At 62.3% G+C, this 15,411-nt stretch carries 13 protein-coding genes; 4 read left to right on the top strand and 9 right to left on the bottom strand.

Features of this window, described 5'->3' with window-relative positions:
* The first annotated feature begins 140 nt into the window (after window positions 1–140).
* On the top strand, window positions 141–1,970 hold the full coding sequence (asnB, locus tag KDL09_RS01825; protein ID WP_294380725.1) for an asparagine synthase (glutamine-hydrolyzing): 1,830 nt from the start codon (window positions 141–143) through the stop codon (window positions 1,968–1,970).
* Here the strand turns inward: asnB and KDL09_RS01820 are convergent, their stop codons facing one another.
* Genes KDL09_RS01820 through cysC form a run of 4 tightly spaced genes read right to left on the bottom strand, consistent with a single transcriptional unit; the run spans window position 1,971 to window position 5,430 of the window.
* Complete coding sequence (locus tag KDL09_RS01820) at window positions 1,971–2,681, bottom strand: acylneuraminate cytidylyltransferase family protein (protein ID WP_294380723.1); 711 nt, start codon at window positions 2,679–2,681, stop codon at window positions 1,971–1,973.
* Window positions 2,674–3,609, bottom strand: coding sequence for a class I SAM-dependent methyltransferase (locus KDL09_RS01815; RefSeq protein WP_294380721.1), 936 nt, complete (start codon window positions 3,607–3,609; stop codon window positions 2,674–2,676). Before KDL09_RS01815 ends, KDL09_RS01820 begins: the two co-directional genes overlap by 8 nt.
* A 9-nt stretch (window positions 3,610–3,618) precedes the next feature.
* Window positions 3,619–4,773, bottom strand: coding sequence for a UDP-N-acetylglucosamine 2-epimerase (gene neuC, locus KDL09_RS01810; RefSeq protein WP_294380719.1), 1,155 nt, complete (start codon window positions 4,771–4,773; stop codon window positions 3,619–3,621).
* A 33-nt stretch (window positions 4,774–4,806) separates the two neighbouring features.
* The gene (cysC, locus tag KDL09_RS01805) at window positions 4,807–5,430 is read right to left on the bottom strand and encodes an adenylyl-sulfate kinase (protein WP_294380717.1); all 624 of its coding nucleotides are present in this window, start codon (window positions 5,428–5,430) and stop codon (window positions 4,807–4,809) included.
* 171 nt (window positions 5,431–5,601) lie between these two features.
* On the opposite strand from cysC, the gene KDL09_RS01800 reads away from it, so the two are divergent.
* On the top strand, window positions 5,602–6,744 hold the full coding sequence (locus KDL09_RS01800; protein ID WP_294380715.1) for a glycosyltransferase family 4 protein: 1,143 nt from the start codon (window positions 5,602–5,604) through the stop codon (window positions 6,742–6,744).
* Window positions 6,737–7,570 (top strand): class I SAM-dependent methyltransferase, encoded by an 834-nt coding sequence (locus KDL09_RS01795; RefSeq protein ID WP_294380713.1) that lies wholly within the window; start codon window positions 6,737–6,739, stop codon window positions 7,568–7,570. The genes KDL09_RS01800 and KDL09_RS01795 overlap by 8 nt, the downstream gene beginning before the upstream one ends.
* 1,249 nt (window positions 7,571–8,819) lie before the next feature.
* Here KDL09_RS01795 and KDL09_RS01790 read toward each other — a convergent pair.
* From KDL09_RS01790 to KDL09_RS01770, 5 genes are all read right to left on the bottom strand, one after another.
* A complete protein-coding gene (locus tag KDL09_RS01790) occupies window positions 8,820–9,518 on the bottom strand; it encodes an alpha/beta hydrolase-fold protein (protein ID WP_294380711.1) in 699 nt (232 codons plus the stop codon).
* Complete coding sequence (locus KDL09_RS01785) at window positions 9,518–10,030, bottom strand: DUF6714 family protein (RefSeq protein ID WP_294380709.1); 513 nt, start codon at window positions 10,028–10,030, stop codon at window positions 9,518–9,520. Before KDL09_RS01785 ends, KDL09_RS01790 begins: the two co-directional genes overlap by 1 nt.
* On the bottom strand, window positions 10,023–10,529 hold the full coding sequence (locus KDL09_RS01780; protein WP_294380707.1) for a hypothetical protein: 507 nt from the start codon (window positions 10,527–10,529) through the stop codon (window positions 10,023–10,025). Before KDL09_RS01780 ends, KDL09_RS01785 begins: the two co-directional genes overlap by 8 nt.
* 10 nt (window positions 10,530–10,539) lie before the next feature.
* A complete protein-coding gene (locus KDL09_RS01775) occupies window positions 10,540–12,561 on the bottom strand; it encodes an ATP-dependent helicase (protein ID WP_294380705.1) in 2,022 nt (673 codons plus the stop codon).
* A 137-nt stretch (window positions 12,562–12,698) separates the two neighbouring features.
* Complete coding sequence (locus KDL09_RS01770; RefSeq protein WP_294380704.1) at window positions 12,699–14,009, bottom strand: Gfo/Idh/MocA family oxidoreductase; 1,311 nt, start codon at window positions 14,007–14,009, stop codon at window positions 12,699–12,701.
* A gap of 188 nt (window positions 14,010–14,197) precedes the next feature.
* Here KDL09_RS01770 and KDL09_RS01765 point away from each other — a divergent pair, with 188 nt between their 5' ends.
* Entirely contained in the window at window positions 14,198–15,388 is a 1,191-nt protein-coding gene (locus KDL09_RS01765; protein WP_294380703.1) for an acyltransferase family protein, read from the top strand.
* Window positions 15,389–15,411: the final 23 nt, after the last annotated feature.

The raw sequence follows: 15,411 nt of genomic DNA, 5'->3' as shown, positions 1-15,411 counted from the left end.
ACCGGAACGCATAGGTTGCCTTCCAATGCGTCCGAGCTGGACCTGCCTTCCCTCACTTTGACACCTGGCTGGTTGGCAGGGTTTGTGTTGCGAACACGGGCCACTTCCGCCATTCTCGCAGACCCTTAACGATCTCGAGCATGTGTGGCATTCTAGGCGGGCTGAGCCTGCAAAAAACCTTGGACCAAGACCTCTGCCGTCGTGCGCTCGACCTCATGAACCACCGTGGGCCGGACGCCGGGCGTCTCGAGTTTTTGGAGGGCAACCGCTGCGTTCTCGGGCACAAGCGCCTGAAGATTCTCGACCTCAATGACCGCGCCAACCAGCCGATGGCCTCCGCCTGCGGCCGCTATTTGATCATCTTCAACGGCGAGGTCTTCAACTACCGCGAACTGCGTGCGCTGTTGCCCGGACACGTCTGGCGCACGGATGGCGACACCGAGGTGCTGGTCGAGCTGTTCGCCGCCATGGGCGAGAAGATGCTGGACCACCTCAACGGCATGTTCGCCTTCGCGGTTTATGACCGCAAAGAACGTACGCTCTTCGCGGCACGTGACCGGTTTGGCATCAAGCCTTTCTACCACGTCTGTCAGGACGGTCAGTGGTTCTTTGCGAGCGAGATTCCGCCGCTGCTTCGCCTGCTGGGAAGCGCCGCGCCTGATCATGCCACCATCAAAACCTACCTCGCCACCGGTTCGTATGAGATCGGTACAGCGACGTTCTTTCAGGGCGTGAGCCGCCTCGAGGCTGGCTGCTGCGTACATGCGCGTCTGGACGATCCCGCGTCCTTCCGGATCAGCCGCTGGTATGATGTGGCTGCGCGAGTGGCGGGGCGTGCGAGGCGTGATGACGATGATCTGCTCGACGAACTCGATTATCTGCTGGCCGAGGTGGTGAAGCGTCATCTGATCAGCGACGTGCCCGTCGGCGTGAATGTGTCCGGTGGCGTGGATTCCTCCGCGCTGATTCATTACGTCACGAAATTTCATCCGCAGATTCACGGCTTCACCCAGGACTACGCAGATCCCTACAGCGAACGCGAATGGGTGGAGCGCGCCACGCGCGGCACCGGTGTGAACTGCCACTACATCGTGCAGGATGCCGCCGACTGCCTGTCGCGCTTCGAGGATGTGATGCGACATCAAGGCGAGCCGTTTGGCGGTGTGCCGGTGATCGGTTTCGCGCCGTTGTATGAATGCGCGGGCTCCCTCGGCGTGACCGTGCTGCTCGACGGCAACGGAGTGGATGAAATCTTCCTCGGCTACAAGAAATACCACCTCGCCGACCTTGCGCAGAAACTCGGCACTCCCGCGTATGAAACGGCGCTCGCCGAATACATGGCGTTCTGGCAGGAACCGCGTGCGAGCATTGAGAAAAGCCTCGCACACAACCGCGTTGGCGGCGGTGCGGCGATCGATGGCACGATTCCGTTTCATGCCGAGGCGATCGGCGCGGCTTTGCAGGGCGCGGAGGTTCGCATGCCCGTGCTGCCTTCTTCCACCGGCAGTGCGGCGCGTGATCTGGCGATGAGCGATCTGGTGGCCACCAAGATTCCGCGAGCGCTTCGCTTCAACGACCGCATCTCGATGATGTATGCGAAGGAACTCCGCGTGCCCTTCATGGATCATGAACTCGTCGAGTGGGGGCTGGCCCTGCCGGCCGAGAATCTGATGAATCGCCGCGGCACGAAGGCGCCGGTGCGCGAACTGCTGCGCCGCAAGATCGATCCTGCCGTCGCCGAGGCGCCGAAGCGCACCGTGCAGAGTCCGCAGCGCGAGTGGCTGGGACATGAGTGGCGTCCGTTTGTGGAAGATGTGCTGAACAGCGACTCGTTTCGGCAGCGCGGATGGATCTGTCCTGATCGTGCGAAGGAGCGCTATGCGCGTTACCTCGCCGGCGACAACCAGAACTCCTTCTTCATCTGGCAATGGCTCAATCTGGAAATCTGGGCGCGCCAGTTTCTCGACTGATCAAGCGGGCGTCGTTTTTGCAAAGACCCGTTCGGCATGCTCCCAGTCCTCCATCGTGTCGAGATTGAGCGTCTCGTCGGATGGAATGAGCAGCGGAATGCAGTTGGCGCCGTAGATGTCGTTGTATTTCTCCAGCGTCGAAAGGCGGAAGAGATACACCGTTCCGTCGCGTGAATACGCCTTCGGCACATCCTGGCGACGTTTGATCGCGGCGCTGTCTGGCAGGTAATGCGTGAGCTGGCCTTCCGGTGTGATCTTCATCGCATAGTGCGGCGCGTAGTGCTGCGGGATTTCGGTCACACCGACCACGGAGTCCACGTCCTCGGGGACGAGCAGTTCGCCTGCTTTTTTCAAATGCTCGGCACGGCGCAGCGGTGCGGTGGGCTGGAGCAGCATGATGGCATCCGGCACATCGCCGCTGGCACGCAGGTGTTCGATGAGATGCTTCAACACGGCGATCATCGGCGTGTCATCCTGCGCGAACTCGGGGGGGCGGAGGAAGGGGACCTCAATGCCGAGCTGGCGTCCGAGCGCGGCGATCTCCTCGGAGTCGGTGGAGAGCAGGACGCGTTCGACCACGCCGGAGTTTTTCGCGGCTTCGAAGGCCCATTGCAGCAAGGGCTTGCCGCCCAGCGAGCGCAGGTTCTTGCCAGGAATGCCCTTGGAGCCGCCGCGTGCGGGGATCAGGCCGAAGATGCGCGGCTTAGCCATGTCGCAGAGCCAGCGGCGCGTTTTGAATCTGCCGGATTTCGTCGATGAACGACTCGATCCATGCAGCGTCCGGCAGGAAGTCCTTCACCGGCTCACATTTGCGGCAGAGGAAGCCGACGTGCAGATGGTCGGCGGCGAAGTTCATGCGCTCGACGCGCAGACCGTGCTTGCGCAGGTAGGCCTCGATGGTCTGGCGGGTGAAGTAATACGGATGGTCGATCTTGATCGCGTCCTCGACGCGCTGATTGCGCAGGTAGGCGGCGCGGAAGTCCACGATGTCGATGAAGAACACGCCGTCGTCGGTCATCGCGTCGCGCATGCGCTGGATGGCGAGGTCCACGTCGAGCAGATGGTCGATGCTCTGACAGATCATCACGAAATCATAGGTGCCGCTGCCGACATCCACGTCCTCGATGAAGCCCGGAATCGCGCGCATGCCCATCTCACCGGCAAAGGTGAGCTCGTCCGGCGCCGGATCGACCACGGTGGCCTTGCAGCCAAAGGCCTTGATGAACTCCTCCGCCACCACGCCGGTGGAGCCGCCGATGTCGAGCAGCTGCTTCATCGGGCGGTCGGCGAATTCAGGTGCGACAAACTGGATCACCTCCGCGGCATAGGTGCGCTGCTCGTCCTGGATCGACTTGGGATCGATGAGGCGGTTGTGAAACGCGCTGACCAGCGGGCGGTAGGTGTGGATGTAAAACTCGGTGTAGGCCTCCTGCGTCATCACCGGATTGAGGAACACAAGACCCGAGGTGCGGCAGAGATCGGCGCGGGCCTTGTAGCCGTAGCGGTCTACGTGCGTGATGGTGATGAGATCGGTTGCGCCGGAGAGGTTGCAGCGGCTGATGCGCTTCTTCGGCTGCGCGTCGAAGTCATATGCCAGCTGCTGGATGCGCTCGGGCCGGCTCAAAGGGGAGGGATACATGCGGTGAGGTCAGTAGTTGAGTTTCTTGGCGGTTTCGAGCGGGACTTCGCCCAGCAGCTTCGCAATGCGCGGCCCTGCATGCCCGTCGCCATACAGATGGCAGGATTCGTAATGACCGTGCGCGAGCTGCTTCGACACAGCCGCGTGGATTTCGTCGGCGTAGTAGTCCGCATGCAGCACGTTGGGCCCGTGTTCGCGGCCCTGCTGGCGGGTGCCGACATTGACGGCGGGCACGCCGAGGAAGGAACATTCGCGGATCGCCACGCTGGAGTTGCCGACGATGCAGCGCGACTTGAGCAGCAGGCGCAGGAAGTCGTTGCCGGCGATGTTCTTGAAGAAGTGGAAGTTTTCGTCGAGTCCCTTCTCACGGAAGATGCGGATCGCACGCGAGATGCCGTCGGAGCCGGCGTCGAGATTCGGCCAGAAGCAGAGCACCGGGATGCCGAGACGGCGCACGGCTTCGAGCGAGGCGTCCATCTGCTTGCGCGCGGTGTCAGACTCGTTGGTCACCGGGTGCTGCATCAGCACGACGAAGCCCGAGGCAATGTCGAGAATGTGGCCGACGCCACCGTATTTCTCAAACACGTCCACGGTCAGTTCAGGCGACTTCAGCACATCTGCGGCGATGTCGATGGACGGGCAGCCTGTTTTGAAGACGCGCTCGGAAGGTTCTCCCATGCGGATCACATAGTCGCGCGCCTGATCGGTGGAGACGTAATGCGTGTCCGCCAGCTTGGTGATGGAGTGGCGCACCTTCTCGTCGATGGAGCCGGTGATTTCGCCGCCCTGGATGTGGGCGAGCGGGATGTGCATGTAGGCGGCCGCCACGGCGGTGGACATCGTTTCGAAGCGGTCGGCGATCGTCACCACGAGGTCGGGCTTCAGATTGTCAAAGACCGTGGCCAGTTCGATCAGGCCCAGGCCGGTGGTCTTGGCGGAGGTCAGCCGGCTCTGGCCGTCCACCACGCTGTAAACGCGGGCGTTCACCTGAAAGCCGTCTTTCATGATGAACTCGGCCACGTTGCCATACACATCGAGCAACGAGGATGCCGCGAGCACGACCTGCAGTTCCACCCCGGGCAGCTCACGCAGGGCGAGCATGGTGCTGCGGATGCGGGAGTAGCTTGGGCGGGCGGTGACGACGATGCAGACTTTTCGACTCATGAGGGAAACGGGTCTCGGAAAGGGAGGGGGAAATCAGGCGGCGGCATCCAGCACGGTTTTTTCGAGGATGCGCTCTGCGAGCTGCTGGATGCATTCCTCCAGCGTGTTCAGGTCGGTGCGCAGCTCGACTTCGGGATTCTCCGGCGCCTCATACGGGGAGTCGATGCCGGTGAAGCCCGGGATGGCGCCGGCGCGGGCGCGCTGGTAGAGACGTTTCGGATCGCGTTGTTCGCAGACTTCCAGCGGAGCGTTGATGAACACCTCCATGAACGGGATGGAGGACTTCTCGCAGCTCGCCCTCACCACCTGGCGGTCGGCGGCAAAGGGGGAGATCAGCGCGCAGATCACGATCAGACCTGCCTCGGCCATCAGCTTGGCCACCTCGCCCGCGCGGCGGATGTTTTCATGACGGTCCTTGTCGCTGAAGGAAAGGTCCGCACAGAGTCCGGAACGCAGGTTGTCGCCGTCGAGAATGAAGGAGTGCTGGCGCTGCCGGTTCAGATAGTGGTCGAGGCCTACCGCGATGCTCGATTTGCCCGCGCCCGAGAGGCCGGTCATCCAAACCACCACGCCATGGTGCCCGGTCAGAATCTCGCGTTCGGAGGTCGCGATGAGGTAGTGGGTCTGGGTGATGTTGGTGGCGGCTTGCGAAGACATATCGTCGTTTCTGGCAGGCGTTCTGCGGGGCGAAAGCATCGAAGAGCGTCAGGCGCCACCTTGGAATTTGCCGCTGCCGCGTGCAACGAAGAAAGACAGTTCTTTGTGAGCCGGGACGGGCGGTGTTTTTTCCGCTTTCTTTTTGATCAGGCGAGGACATGAAGAACCCCCTTGAACTCACCCGCCTCATCCGCCCAACCGCGCGCCCGCTGGCGCATCCTGCATTCCGAGGCCTCACGTGGCTGGGGCGGGCAGGAGCACCGGGTCATGGCGGAGCTTTCCGGCTTTCAGCAGCGAGGCTGCCCGGTGTGGCTGGTGGCGCACCCGAAGAGCCAGATCCTCAAGCGCGCGACGGCGGCGGGCATGGGCGTGCGTGCGTGTGCGTTTGACCGCAGGTTGCTGCCGATAGACTCGGTCAGGCTGGCGCTCTGGCTGCGCCGGGAGCGCATCCAGGTCGTCAACACCCACAGCTCCCGGGACGGCTGGCTTCTCGGCATCGCCGCACGGCTGGCGCGCACACCGCTGCTCATCCGCAGCCGACACATCGACGTGAGCTATCCCAATCCGTCCGTCAGCAAGCATGCCTTCACGACCTTTGCCGACCATGTGCTGACCACCAGCCAGAAGATCACCGATCATTTTCGGCAGATCTTCCCGCTTACGGACGATCACATCACCACGCTGCCCACGGGCATCGACGTGGCGCGGTTTCATCCGGACGGTCCCCGTGCGGAGCTGCCGGTGCGGCAGGAGGCGGGCGCGCCTCCCGTCATCGGCATGGTCTCCGTGCTGCGCTCCTGGAAGGGCCATCCCACCTTTTTTGAAGCCGTCCGCCTGCTGCGGGAGGCCGGGCGCGACTTTCAGTTCGTCGTCGTCGGGGGCGGAGCGCCCACGGAGAATTACATCGGCATGGCGAGGCGGGCCGGCGTCGAGGGGCAGGTGGCGTTCACCGGCCACCGCGAGGACGTGCCGGACATCCTGCGTGCGCTGGATGTGCTCTGCATTCCCTCGCTCAAGCACGAGGGCGTGCCGCAGATCGGCCTGCAGGCCCTGGCCTGCGGCACCGCCGTTGTCGGCAGCGACTGCGGCGGCATTCCCGAGATCATTCAGGAAGGCCGGACGGGCCGTATCTTTCCCGCTGGCGACGCCCAGGCTCTCGCCAGCCGCATCGCCGAAGCGGTCGATCAGGCGGAGGAAACCCGCCACATGCGCCAGGACGGGCGTGTGATGGTCGAGCAGGAGCACAGCCTCGAACACATGCTCGACCGGCTGGACGGGCTGTATCGGCGTTACCTTGGAGCCCCTCATGACTGAACACGAAGCGGACAACGACTCCTATGAGCTGCTCGACAGCGGCGGCGGGCGCGTGCTCGAAAAGCTCGGCCCTCTCGTCTCCTCCCGTGCCTGCCATGCAGCCTGGTGGCGGCGCAAGCTCCCCGGCGCGGAATGGCGCAGGGCGGTGGAGCTCAAACGCGACCTCAAGGAGCCGCTCAAGCTCCGCATCGGCCCGCTGCGGTTCTGGCTTTCCCCGCTAGGCGGCCTGCGCCCCCTTGCTCCCGAACTGGAAGAACTCTGGGAGCGCACGGAGGCGTGGTGCGCGTCCTTTCTCGATCAGCAGCGGCGGCCCGCCCGGGTGCTGAACCTCTTCGGCGGCGCCGGCGGCTTCACCCTTGCCGCGGCGCAGGCCGGCGCGGCGGTGGCCCATGTGGACGCCTCGGCGGACGCCATCAAGCGCGCCCGCGACCACGCCGCCATCAACACCCTCACCAACCGGGACATCCGCTGGGTCGTGGACGACCCCGTGAAGTTCGCCCAGCGGGAGCGCACGCAGGCCGTGCGCTACGACCTCATCGTCATCGATCCTCAGGTCCCGAAGGACGGGAAGCGCGGGTTTGACATCGAACGCGACCTCGGCGCGCTGCTCGGCGTCGCCAGCGGCCTGCTCTCGGACAAGCCCATCGGCGTCCTCGTCACCTGCCGTCAGGGGTTCGTCTCGCCCACCACCCTGGAGCACCTCATGCGGCAGGAGTTCAGCGTCTTTGGCGGCACCGTGGTGGCGGAGGAGATCCTCCTCACCGGAGCCGAAAGCGTTCCCGCCGTCCCGTGCGGGGCCACCGCCCGCTGGCTCAAAACCGCCTGAACCGGGCGGTCCGCCGACCGGTTGTCTACCTTCGGCGCCCCGGGGGGATCTCCCGCTCTTACCGTCTTTGCGACCGGTTTTAATGTAACGCTTTCGTCGTCATCCGATGGTGGCCAAGGAGGCCTGGGAGAGCCTGCCGGAGGGCTCTTGGGCGGTCATCGAGAGCGCGTGAAAAGACCGTCGGGGCGCCCGCTTGGACGGAAGGGGAGGCGTGTTCCTGTCAGGTCAAAAGCCATCGGGTATACCCCTGGAGTCATGATTAAGTAACGATTCATGCGTTGTATTGAAGGCGAAATAGAAGCGCCTGGGCTCCAAGGACAAAGTCTTTGAGAGCTGGGAGGTTTGGTGGGCCTCGGCAGAGTTGTTCGCGGCGGCTGTCGGTTCTGTGGACGAGCTCGTTGGGTGCATTCCATGGTAAAAAGTAACGGTTAAACAGTGATGAACGAAATGCCGGGAGGTGCTGCTGGGCACGCGGCAAGCGTTGCTAAAAGTCGGCCTGACTGAGTGTGAATAATGAGTTTCAATTCATTAATGACGAGAAGGTTGGCAATGGTAAACAAGCTTTGATTGAAAGACGTTTAAGCGCCTGTCGTGGGGGTGAGCGTGGCAGGAGGTCGGGCGGTTGCAGTGGGAGGATAAACAAGAGGCCATTCCAGGCTGCCGTGGAGGCGAAACCAGATCTGGCGGAGGGTGATCAAGTTGTTCACCGAGCTTGTGCACAGTCTAAATGTAACGCTTGGCTCAGTTCTTTGGCGCGGATGGCTTCCGGGGATCTGAGTGATTGGGTGCGGCCGACCTGCCGAACGACTGAACGGGCCAGTCACGGAACTGGATGACCGAGGCAAAGAACTCGATGGGCCGCTCGGACGACTGGACGAGCCAGTCGCGGAACTGGATGAGCGAGGCAAGGAACTCGACGAGCCGGTCGGACGACTGAACGGGGCAGTCGCGGAACTGGATGAGCGCGGCAAGGAACTGGACGAGCCGGTCGGGCGACTGGACGAGCCAGTCGCGGAACTGGATGAGCGAGGCAAAGAACTCGATGGGCCGGTCGGGCGACTGGACGAGCCAGTCGCGGAACTGGATGAGCGAGGCAAGGAACTTGACGGGCCGGTCGGACGACTGAACGTGCCAGTCGCGGAACTGGATGAGCGCGGCAAGGAACTCGACGAGCTGGTCGGACGACCGAACGGGCCGGGCATGTCATTTGCAGGTGGGGCGGGAATTGGGACCCGGCGGGGGGCGGGGACTAGCCCTGAATCAGCCACGCCAGGGCTTCCGGCAGTTCCGCAGCCCAGCAGGCGGGATCGTGGCCGCCGTCGTATTCGTGGAGATGGACGGGGTGACCGGCGGCGGTCAGCGCGGCGGCGAGCCGGTGCACGGAATCGAGCTGGCTGGTCGTTTGGACCAGCGGCGTCGGCGGATGGGAGACGTTGGTTTGGAGTTCCTGGGTGCCCACGCTCAGCCAGAAGCGGTTTGGACGCGCTGGCATGGCGGGCAGGGATTGCGTCAGCCATTCCTCCTGCCACCAGGCCGAGGGCGACTGTGCCAGCACTCCGGCAAAGACGCCCGGATGCCGCAGCGCGGTGAACACCGCCTGCAGGGCGCTCAGGCTCAGCCCGCAGAGAAACAGCCGCTCAAACCGCCCCGCCTCCAGCTCGATCCATGCCGGCATCTCCTCTGCCGCGAAAGATGCAAAGGCTTCGTTGCAGGTGTAGTCCGCATGCCGTCCGGCCGCACTGGCATTTGGCAGATAGACGCAGGTCACCGGAGGCAGTGTGCCAGCCGCCTCCGCCCCGCGCACCAAGTACGGCGCCTTCACCCGCTCCGTGAACAGTTCCCCGTCGAGAAACAGCAGGCAGTCCTTTGCCCCGCCGTCAGTCGAGCGGTGAACCCACGCCTCGCGCGGCGCGGGGAGGTGGGCGCTGGGGATGGCGTGTTCGGTCATCAGTCCTCCCATGCGTGGCACAGACTCAGAAACTCGTCGATGAAGGCCGCCTGCTCGGGCGTGACGAGGTCGAAATGCTTTCGTTCCGTGCAGGCCCAATACACCGCATCCCATCCGGAAAGCGGAAACTCAGCCAGGTAGTGATGCAGGAAGGCTGGCAGGTAGAAGCGCCAGCCCTCAGCGTCAGAGAAGGTGAAGTATTCCTGGAACTGATGGGTGCTTTCGGCGCTCACCTCCGTCCAGTGCTGCTCTGGATCGAGCGCGGCGAGTTCGGCGATGCGTTCCTCGGTCAGGATCCATTCATCATCGTAACCGCGGGCGACATGCAGCGTGATTTTGGGCCGGGGAGGATAGCCAAACACGGCGGGCAGTCGCTCCGCCAGTTTCACGGCCTCGGCATGGGCGGCGAGCCACACCTCGTAAAGCTCGTCGATGGCCTCCTGGCGCGTTCCCGCCTTGCGAAGCTCCTCGCGGCTGGGGAAGGGAGGAAGGGGAATCGGGTGCTCAGTCATCAAGGTGAGCTAGAACGTATTCATGCAGTTTCGTTCGGAAGTGGGTTGGGCTGGCGTGATAAAGGGTAAAGAATTCTTTCTCGATCGGGTCATAAACCTCATCATTGAAGTCATCCTTAAGCTGGGTGTCCCGAACCTTCTCAATCATCGAACTCCAGCCTTGAATGGTCGGTGGAAACGGTGGTGCCGTGTGAACTGCCAATGCTTTGTGTGCCAACTCCTCGAACTCGGGGAGACAAACAGCATGGAGAGCGCTAGGAACTAGGTGGGCGAGTCTTCCGTGATCCCAGTCGAACCAAGTAGTGATCCCGCCATCACACATGGCGCCAAAGAACGTCTCGACACACAAAACGTCGCGAATCCAGCCTGTGATGTCATCTGCATTGCCGAAGTAAAATGCGTTGTCAGTGGCTTCACAAACGATGTGGCAGGCCACTTCGGTCGAACGCGCCTGGCGAATTGCCTGCTTCTGAGCTTCATTGAGAGTGAGAACGGACATTGTGGTAGGTTCACCACCCGCTCTTCACATTCCACACCTCGACCAGATCCTTCGGCAGGTCGGTGATGAAGCGTGAGGGGCGCATCATGATGTCGCCGTCGCGGGCTTGATGGTTGATGACGGGGTAGGTGAGGTAGAGTTCGTCCTTGGCGCGGGTGACGGTGACGTAGAAGAGGCGGCGTTCTTCTTCGAGGGCGGTGTCGCCGCCTTCGTCGATGGCGCGTTTGTGGGGGAACATGCCGTCGGCGAGCCAGACGGCAAAGACGACGTTCCATTCCAAGCCCTTGGCCTGATGGCCGGTGGTGAGGGTGACGGCGTCGCGGTCCTGCTGCGGTTGCTGCGCGGGGTTGTTGTCGGTGTCGACACCGCTGAGCAGGGAGAGCTGGCTGAGGAATTCGAGGGGATCGGTGAAGCGGTCGCTGAAGTTGCTGAGCTGTTCGAGGTCCTGCTGGCGCTGCTCGTAGTTTTTGAACTTGGACTTCATGTAGTCCTCATACACGCCCTCGGTGATGCTACGGATCATCTGCGCCGGTGCGACGGCCTTGCCGTCTTTGTCGATGAGTTCGTCGAGCGTGTAGGCGAACTGTTCCCAGGTCTGCCTGGCCTTCTTCGGCACCTTGAGCGGCAGGAGGATGTCGGAGAAGCTGGCGGGCATCGTCTCGGCGGTGGCGGCGTCGGATTTGAGCCAGTCCTGCCAGAGCTTCGACGCGCTGACATTGCCGATGCCTTCGCACAGACGCACCATGCGCATGAAGCTGACCTCGTCCTGGCGGTTCACGGCGAACTTCATGAATGCGGCGACGTCCTTCACATGCGCCTGCTCGAAGAAGCGCAGGCCGCTGGTGATCTGGAACGGGATGCCGCGCTGCGTGAGCTCCATCTGGATCTCCATGCTGTGGAAATGCGCGCGGTAGAGGATGGCGATGTCGTTGAGGTCCACGCCTTCGTCCTGAAGCTCGAGGATGCGCTGCGCGACGAAAGCGGCCTGCGCGGAGGAGTTGTCGAGCGCGACGAGCGCGGGCAGCACACCCTTCGATTCGCGTGCCGGCTGCAAGTTCTTCGGAATCTGCCCGCGGTTCATGGCGATGGCGGCATTGGCGAGGTTCAGCACCTCGGGAACGCTGCGGTAGTTCACCTCGATCTTGTGCACGCGGGCGCGCGGCCAGTGCTGGTCGAATTCGAGGATGTTCGAGACATCCGCGCCGCGCCAGGAGTAGATGGACTGCGCGTCATCGCCCACGACCATGAGATTGCCCTGCGGGCCGGTGAGCAGCTCGACGAGGCGGCACTGGAGGCTGTTCGTGTCCTGATACTCATCGACGAGGACGAACTCGAACTGGCGGCGGTAGCGCTCCAGCAGGTCTTCGTTTTCCTCCAGCAGCTGCACGGTGAGCGAGAGCAGGTCGTCGAAGTCCATGCAGTTCGTCTCGCGCTTCTTGTCCTGGTAGAGCTTGCGCATCTTGAGGATGCCGGAGACGACTTCCTCGAAGTAGGGATAGCGCGTGTGGATGATCTCCTTGAGTCCGCAGAGCGTGTTGTCGGCGAGCGAGAAGATGTCGCCCAGCACCTCGGCCTTCGGGAAGCGGTAGGTGGTGGTGTCGATGCCGCTGCCGCCGAGCACGGTCTCCATGAGGTCCTTCTGGTCCTCGCGGTCCATGATGGAGAAGCCTTTGCGGTAGCCGAGCCGTTCGGCGTTGTAGCGCAGCAGGCGGTTTCCAATGGAATGGAAGGTGCCGCCCCAGATGCGGCTGGCGTCGAGGCTGACGAGCGCCTGCACCCGCTCCTGCATCTCACGCGCGGCCTTGTTGGTGAAGGTGAGCAGCAGGATCGACTCCGGCTGGATGCCGTTGTCCAACAGCCACGCGACGCGGTAGGTCAGCGTGCGCGTCTTCCCCGATCCCGCGCCCGCAATCACCAGCGCCTGCCCCGGCGGACTCGTGACCGCCGCATGCTGCTGCTCATTGAGCTCCGCCTTGTAGTCGATGCGGTGGGAGGGTTCGTGCGAGCTGTGCAGCGTGTATTCGCGGGGCATCGGGGGAAATAGAGCGTTGCCGAGAGGTGGGCAAGAATGAATGACGAAACCAGAATGAGGAATGCCGAATGAAATCCGAATGCCTCAATTTCGGGCTTCGTCATTCATTCCTAATTCTCCATTCTGGTTTCGTCATTTTACACCGGATACGCCCACGGCTTGCGATACTCGCGCTGCATGAGCTTGCTGGCTTCGGCATCGCCGATGATGAGCTCCTTCTCGGCATCCCACTGGATGCTGCGGCCGGCTTTGTAGCTGATCATGCCGAGCAGGGGAAGGCAGGAGGAACGATGGGCGCTTTCGATGTCGGCGACGGGCTTTCTCTTCTTCTCGATGGCATCGATGAAGTCGGCCCAGAGCAGGGCGATGTTGTGGCCGTCGGGTTCCTGAAGCTGATGGTTGCCGTGCTTCTCGCCGTCCTTCGTGTTCACGGGATAGAAGGTCCAGCCGTCGCGCCAGCCGATGTGGAGCACGCCTTTCTCGCCGTAGAAGTAGGTGCCGATCTTGTGCTTCTCGTTGTTGTTGTCGCCAAACTTGCGGTGCTCCCAGGTGGCGGTGAAGTTCTCGAACTCGAACGTGGCCATCTGATGATCCGGCGCGTCGGTGGTCTGCTCCTGGTCGTTGAGCACGGCAGGACCGGCGATGGGACGGCCGCCGGTGCAGAAAATTTTCTTCGGCCCCTTCTCGCCGCTCCACCAGAGGATCTGGTCGAGCCAATGCACACCCCAGTCGCCCATGGTGCCGTTGGCGTAGTCGAGGAAGTTGCGCCAGCCGCCGGGATGCAGCTTCGTGTTGAACGGGCGCATCGGCGCGGGTCCGCACCACATGTCCCAGTCCATGCCTTCGGGGATCTCGCTGTTCGGCTTCGGCTGTTCGGGTCCGCCCTTGCCGATCGCGAATGCGCGCACCATGCCGACTTTGCCGACGGCACCGGACTTGAGGAAGTTCATCGCCTCGACGTGATGCGGGCCGATGCGGCGGTGCAGGCCGACCTGCACGACGACGCCCGCCTCCTGCGCGGCCTTCACCATCGCCTTGCTCTCATTGATCGTGTGCCCGGTGGGCTTTTCGACAAACACATGCGCGCCCGCCTTGCACGCGGCGATGGATTGCAGCGCGTGCCAGTGGTCCGGCGTGGCGATGATCACGATCTCCGGCTTCTCCTTGTCCAGCAGTTCGCGGTAGTCCTTGTAGAGCTTCGGATCGTCGCCGTTGATGCCGTTCACGTCGTCGCCCGCATTGGAGGCGACGTCCTCATGCACATCGCACAACGCACAGACCTTGATGCGACCGGAGGCGATGGCCTCGCGCAGGATGTTCATGCCCCACCAGCCGGATCCGATCAACGCCGTGCGATACTTCTTCGCCGGATCCGCACCGAAGATGTGAAACGACGAAGCGGCAAACGCGGCGGTGCTGGCGGAGATGAAATGGCGGCGGGAGGTCATGGGTGGCGATGATGAAAGCATGCGAGGCAAAGAACGCCGGATGTTCGATTGGTTTGCGCGAAATGACACCGCCTCAAGGACGGTCTTTCCTGCGGGGATGGATTTTTTTTGCGATGATCAGCTTAGTATGCGAGGAGGCCGAAAGCCTGTTTCTGGACCCATCCATGGGGTTTGCAGGCGGACACAGCATGACATCCAGGACGGAACGCCTCTATTTTTTGGACAACATCAGGTCATTCATCACGATTTGGGTCGTGGTGCTGCACGGGGCGATCATTTACATGGAGTATGGCGTGGATTGGTATCCGGTGGTGGACCAGCAGCGCAGCCTGTTTTTCTCCATCCTGATCATGCTGGTCGAGCCGACCTTGATGACCGCGATGTTTTTCATCGCCGCGTATTTTGCCCTGCCGTCCATCGCTGCCAGAGGAAGCAGGGCGTTTTTGAAGAGCAAGCTGCTCAGAATCGGAGTGCCCTGGGTGCTGGGGGTGGTGCTGGTGACCCCGCCGGTGGATTACCTGATTCTTCTGGCAGCAAAGAGCCCGACGGGCTGGTTTGAGTTTTGCACGAGTGAATACTGGCGGCTGCATTACCATCAAGGTCCGTACTGGTTCCTCGGGGTGCTGCTGGTCTTCTTTTTGGTGTTCAGCCTTGTCTGGCAGGGCTCGCACTGGCTGCGGACGCCACCTGAGCGCATCTCCATCCCGTCTAGGAAACAACTCGCCGCCTTTTGGGCGCTCATGACGCTCGGCATGTTCGCGGTACAGCTTCTTTGGGTGCCGAAGACACCTTTTCACATCTTTGGAAACGTGGTGGCCGTCATGCCTTCCCGAATCCATCTCTACTCAGGCTACTTCATCATGGGACTGGTGGCCTGGCGCAACCGCTGGTTTAGTTCCGCAGGCTACAACCCACGGCTCATTCCCTGGGTGGCGGTGCTGGTGGTTTCGATGGCGCTTTATTCTGCCAGCCGCGCTTTGAGCACCGATGCACGTTCTTTGGAAGTGCTGGCGCGGGTACTGCATCTCAACGAAGGGTCCACGGCGCTGCATGCGACGGCGCGGATGTCCGTCCTCATCAAGCTGATGAACGTTTCTTTGTTCAATGCCATGAGCTTGTCCGCGTTGCTCGCTAGCTGCGCGTTGTTCAAACGTCATTTCAACTCGACCGGTCCGATACAGCGCAGTCTCGCGGCCAATTCCTTCGGCATCTACTTCATCCATGCAGCGGTGCTTTATCCGATCGGTTACCTCTTTCTCGACGTCCAGATGCCGCTCATGGTGAAATTCACCATCGTCACCAGTCTTGGGTTTTTTCTTTCGTGGGCGGCGAGCGCCCTGATTTTGCGCAAAGCTCCCTTCCTGCGGCAGGTCTTTTAAAGGGCGGACGTTGAGGACAACTG

The organism is Prosthecobacter sp. (assembly GCF_020439865.1).
Taxonomy (GTDB): Bacteria; Verrucomicrobiota; Verrucomicrobiia; order Verrucomicrobiales; family Verrucomicrobiaceae; genus Prosthecobacter.
The sequence above is the reverse complement of the archived record's forward strand: the minus strand, read 5'-3'. Positions and strand labels throughout refer to the sequence as shown.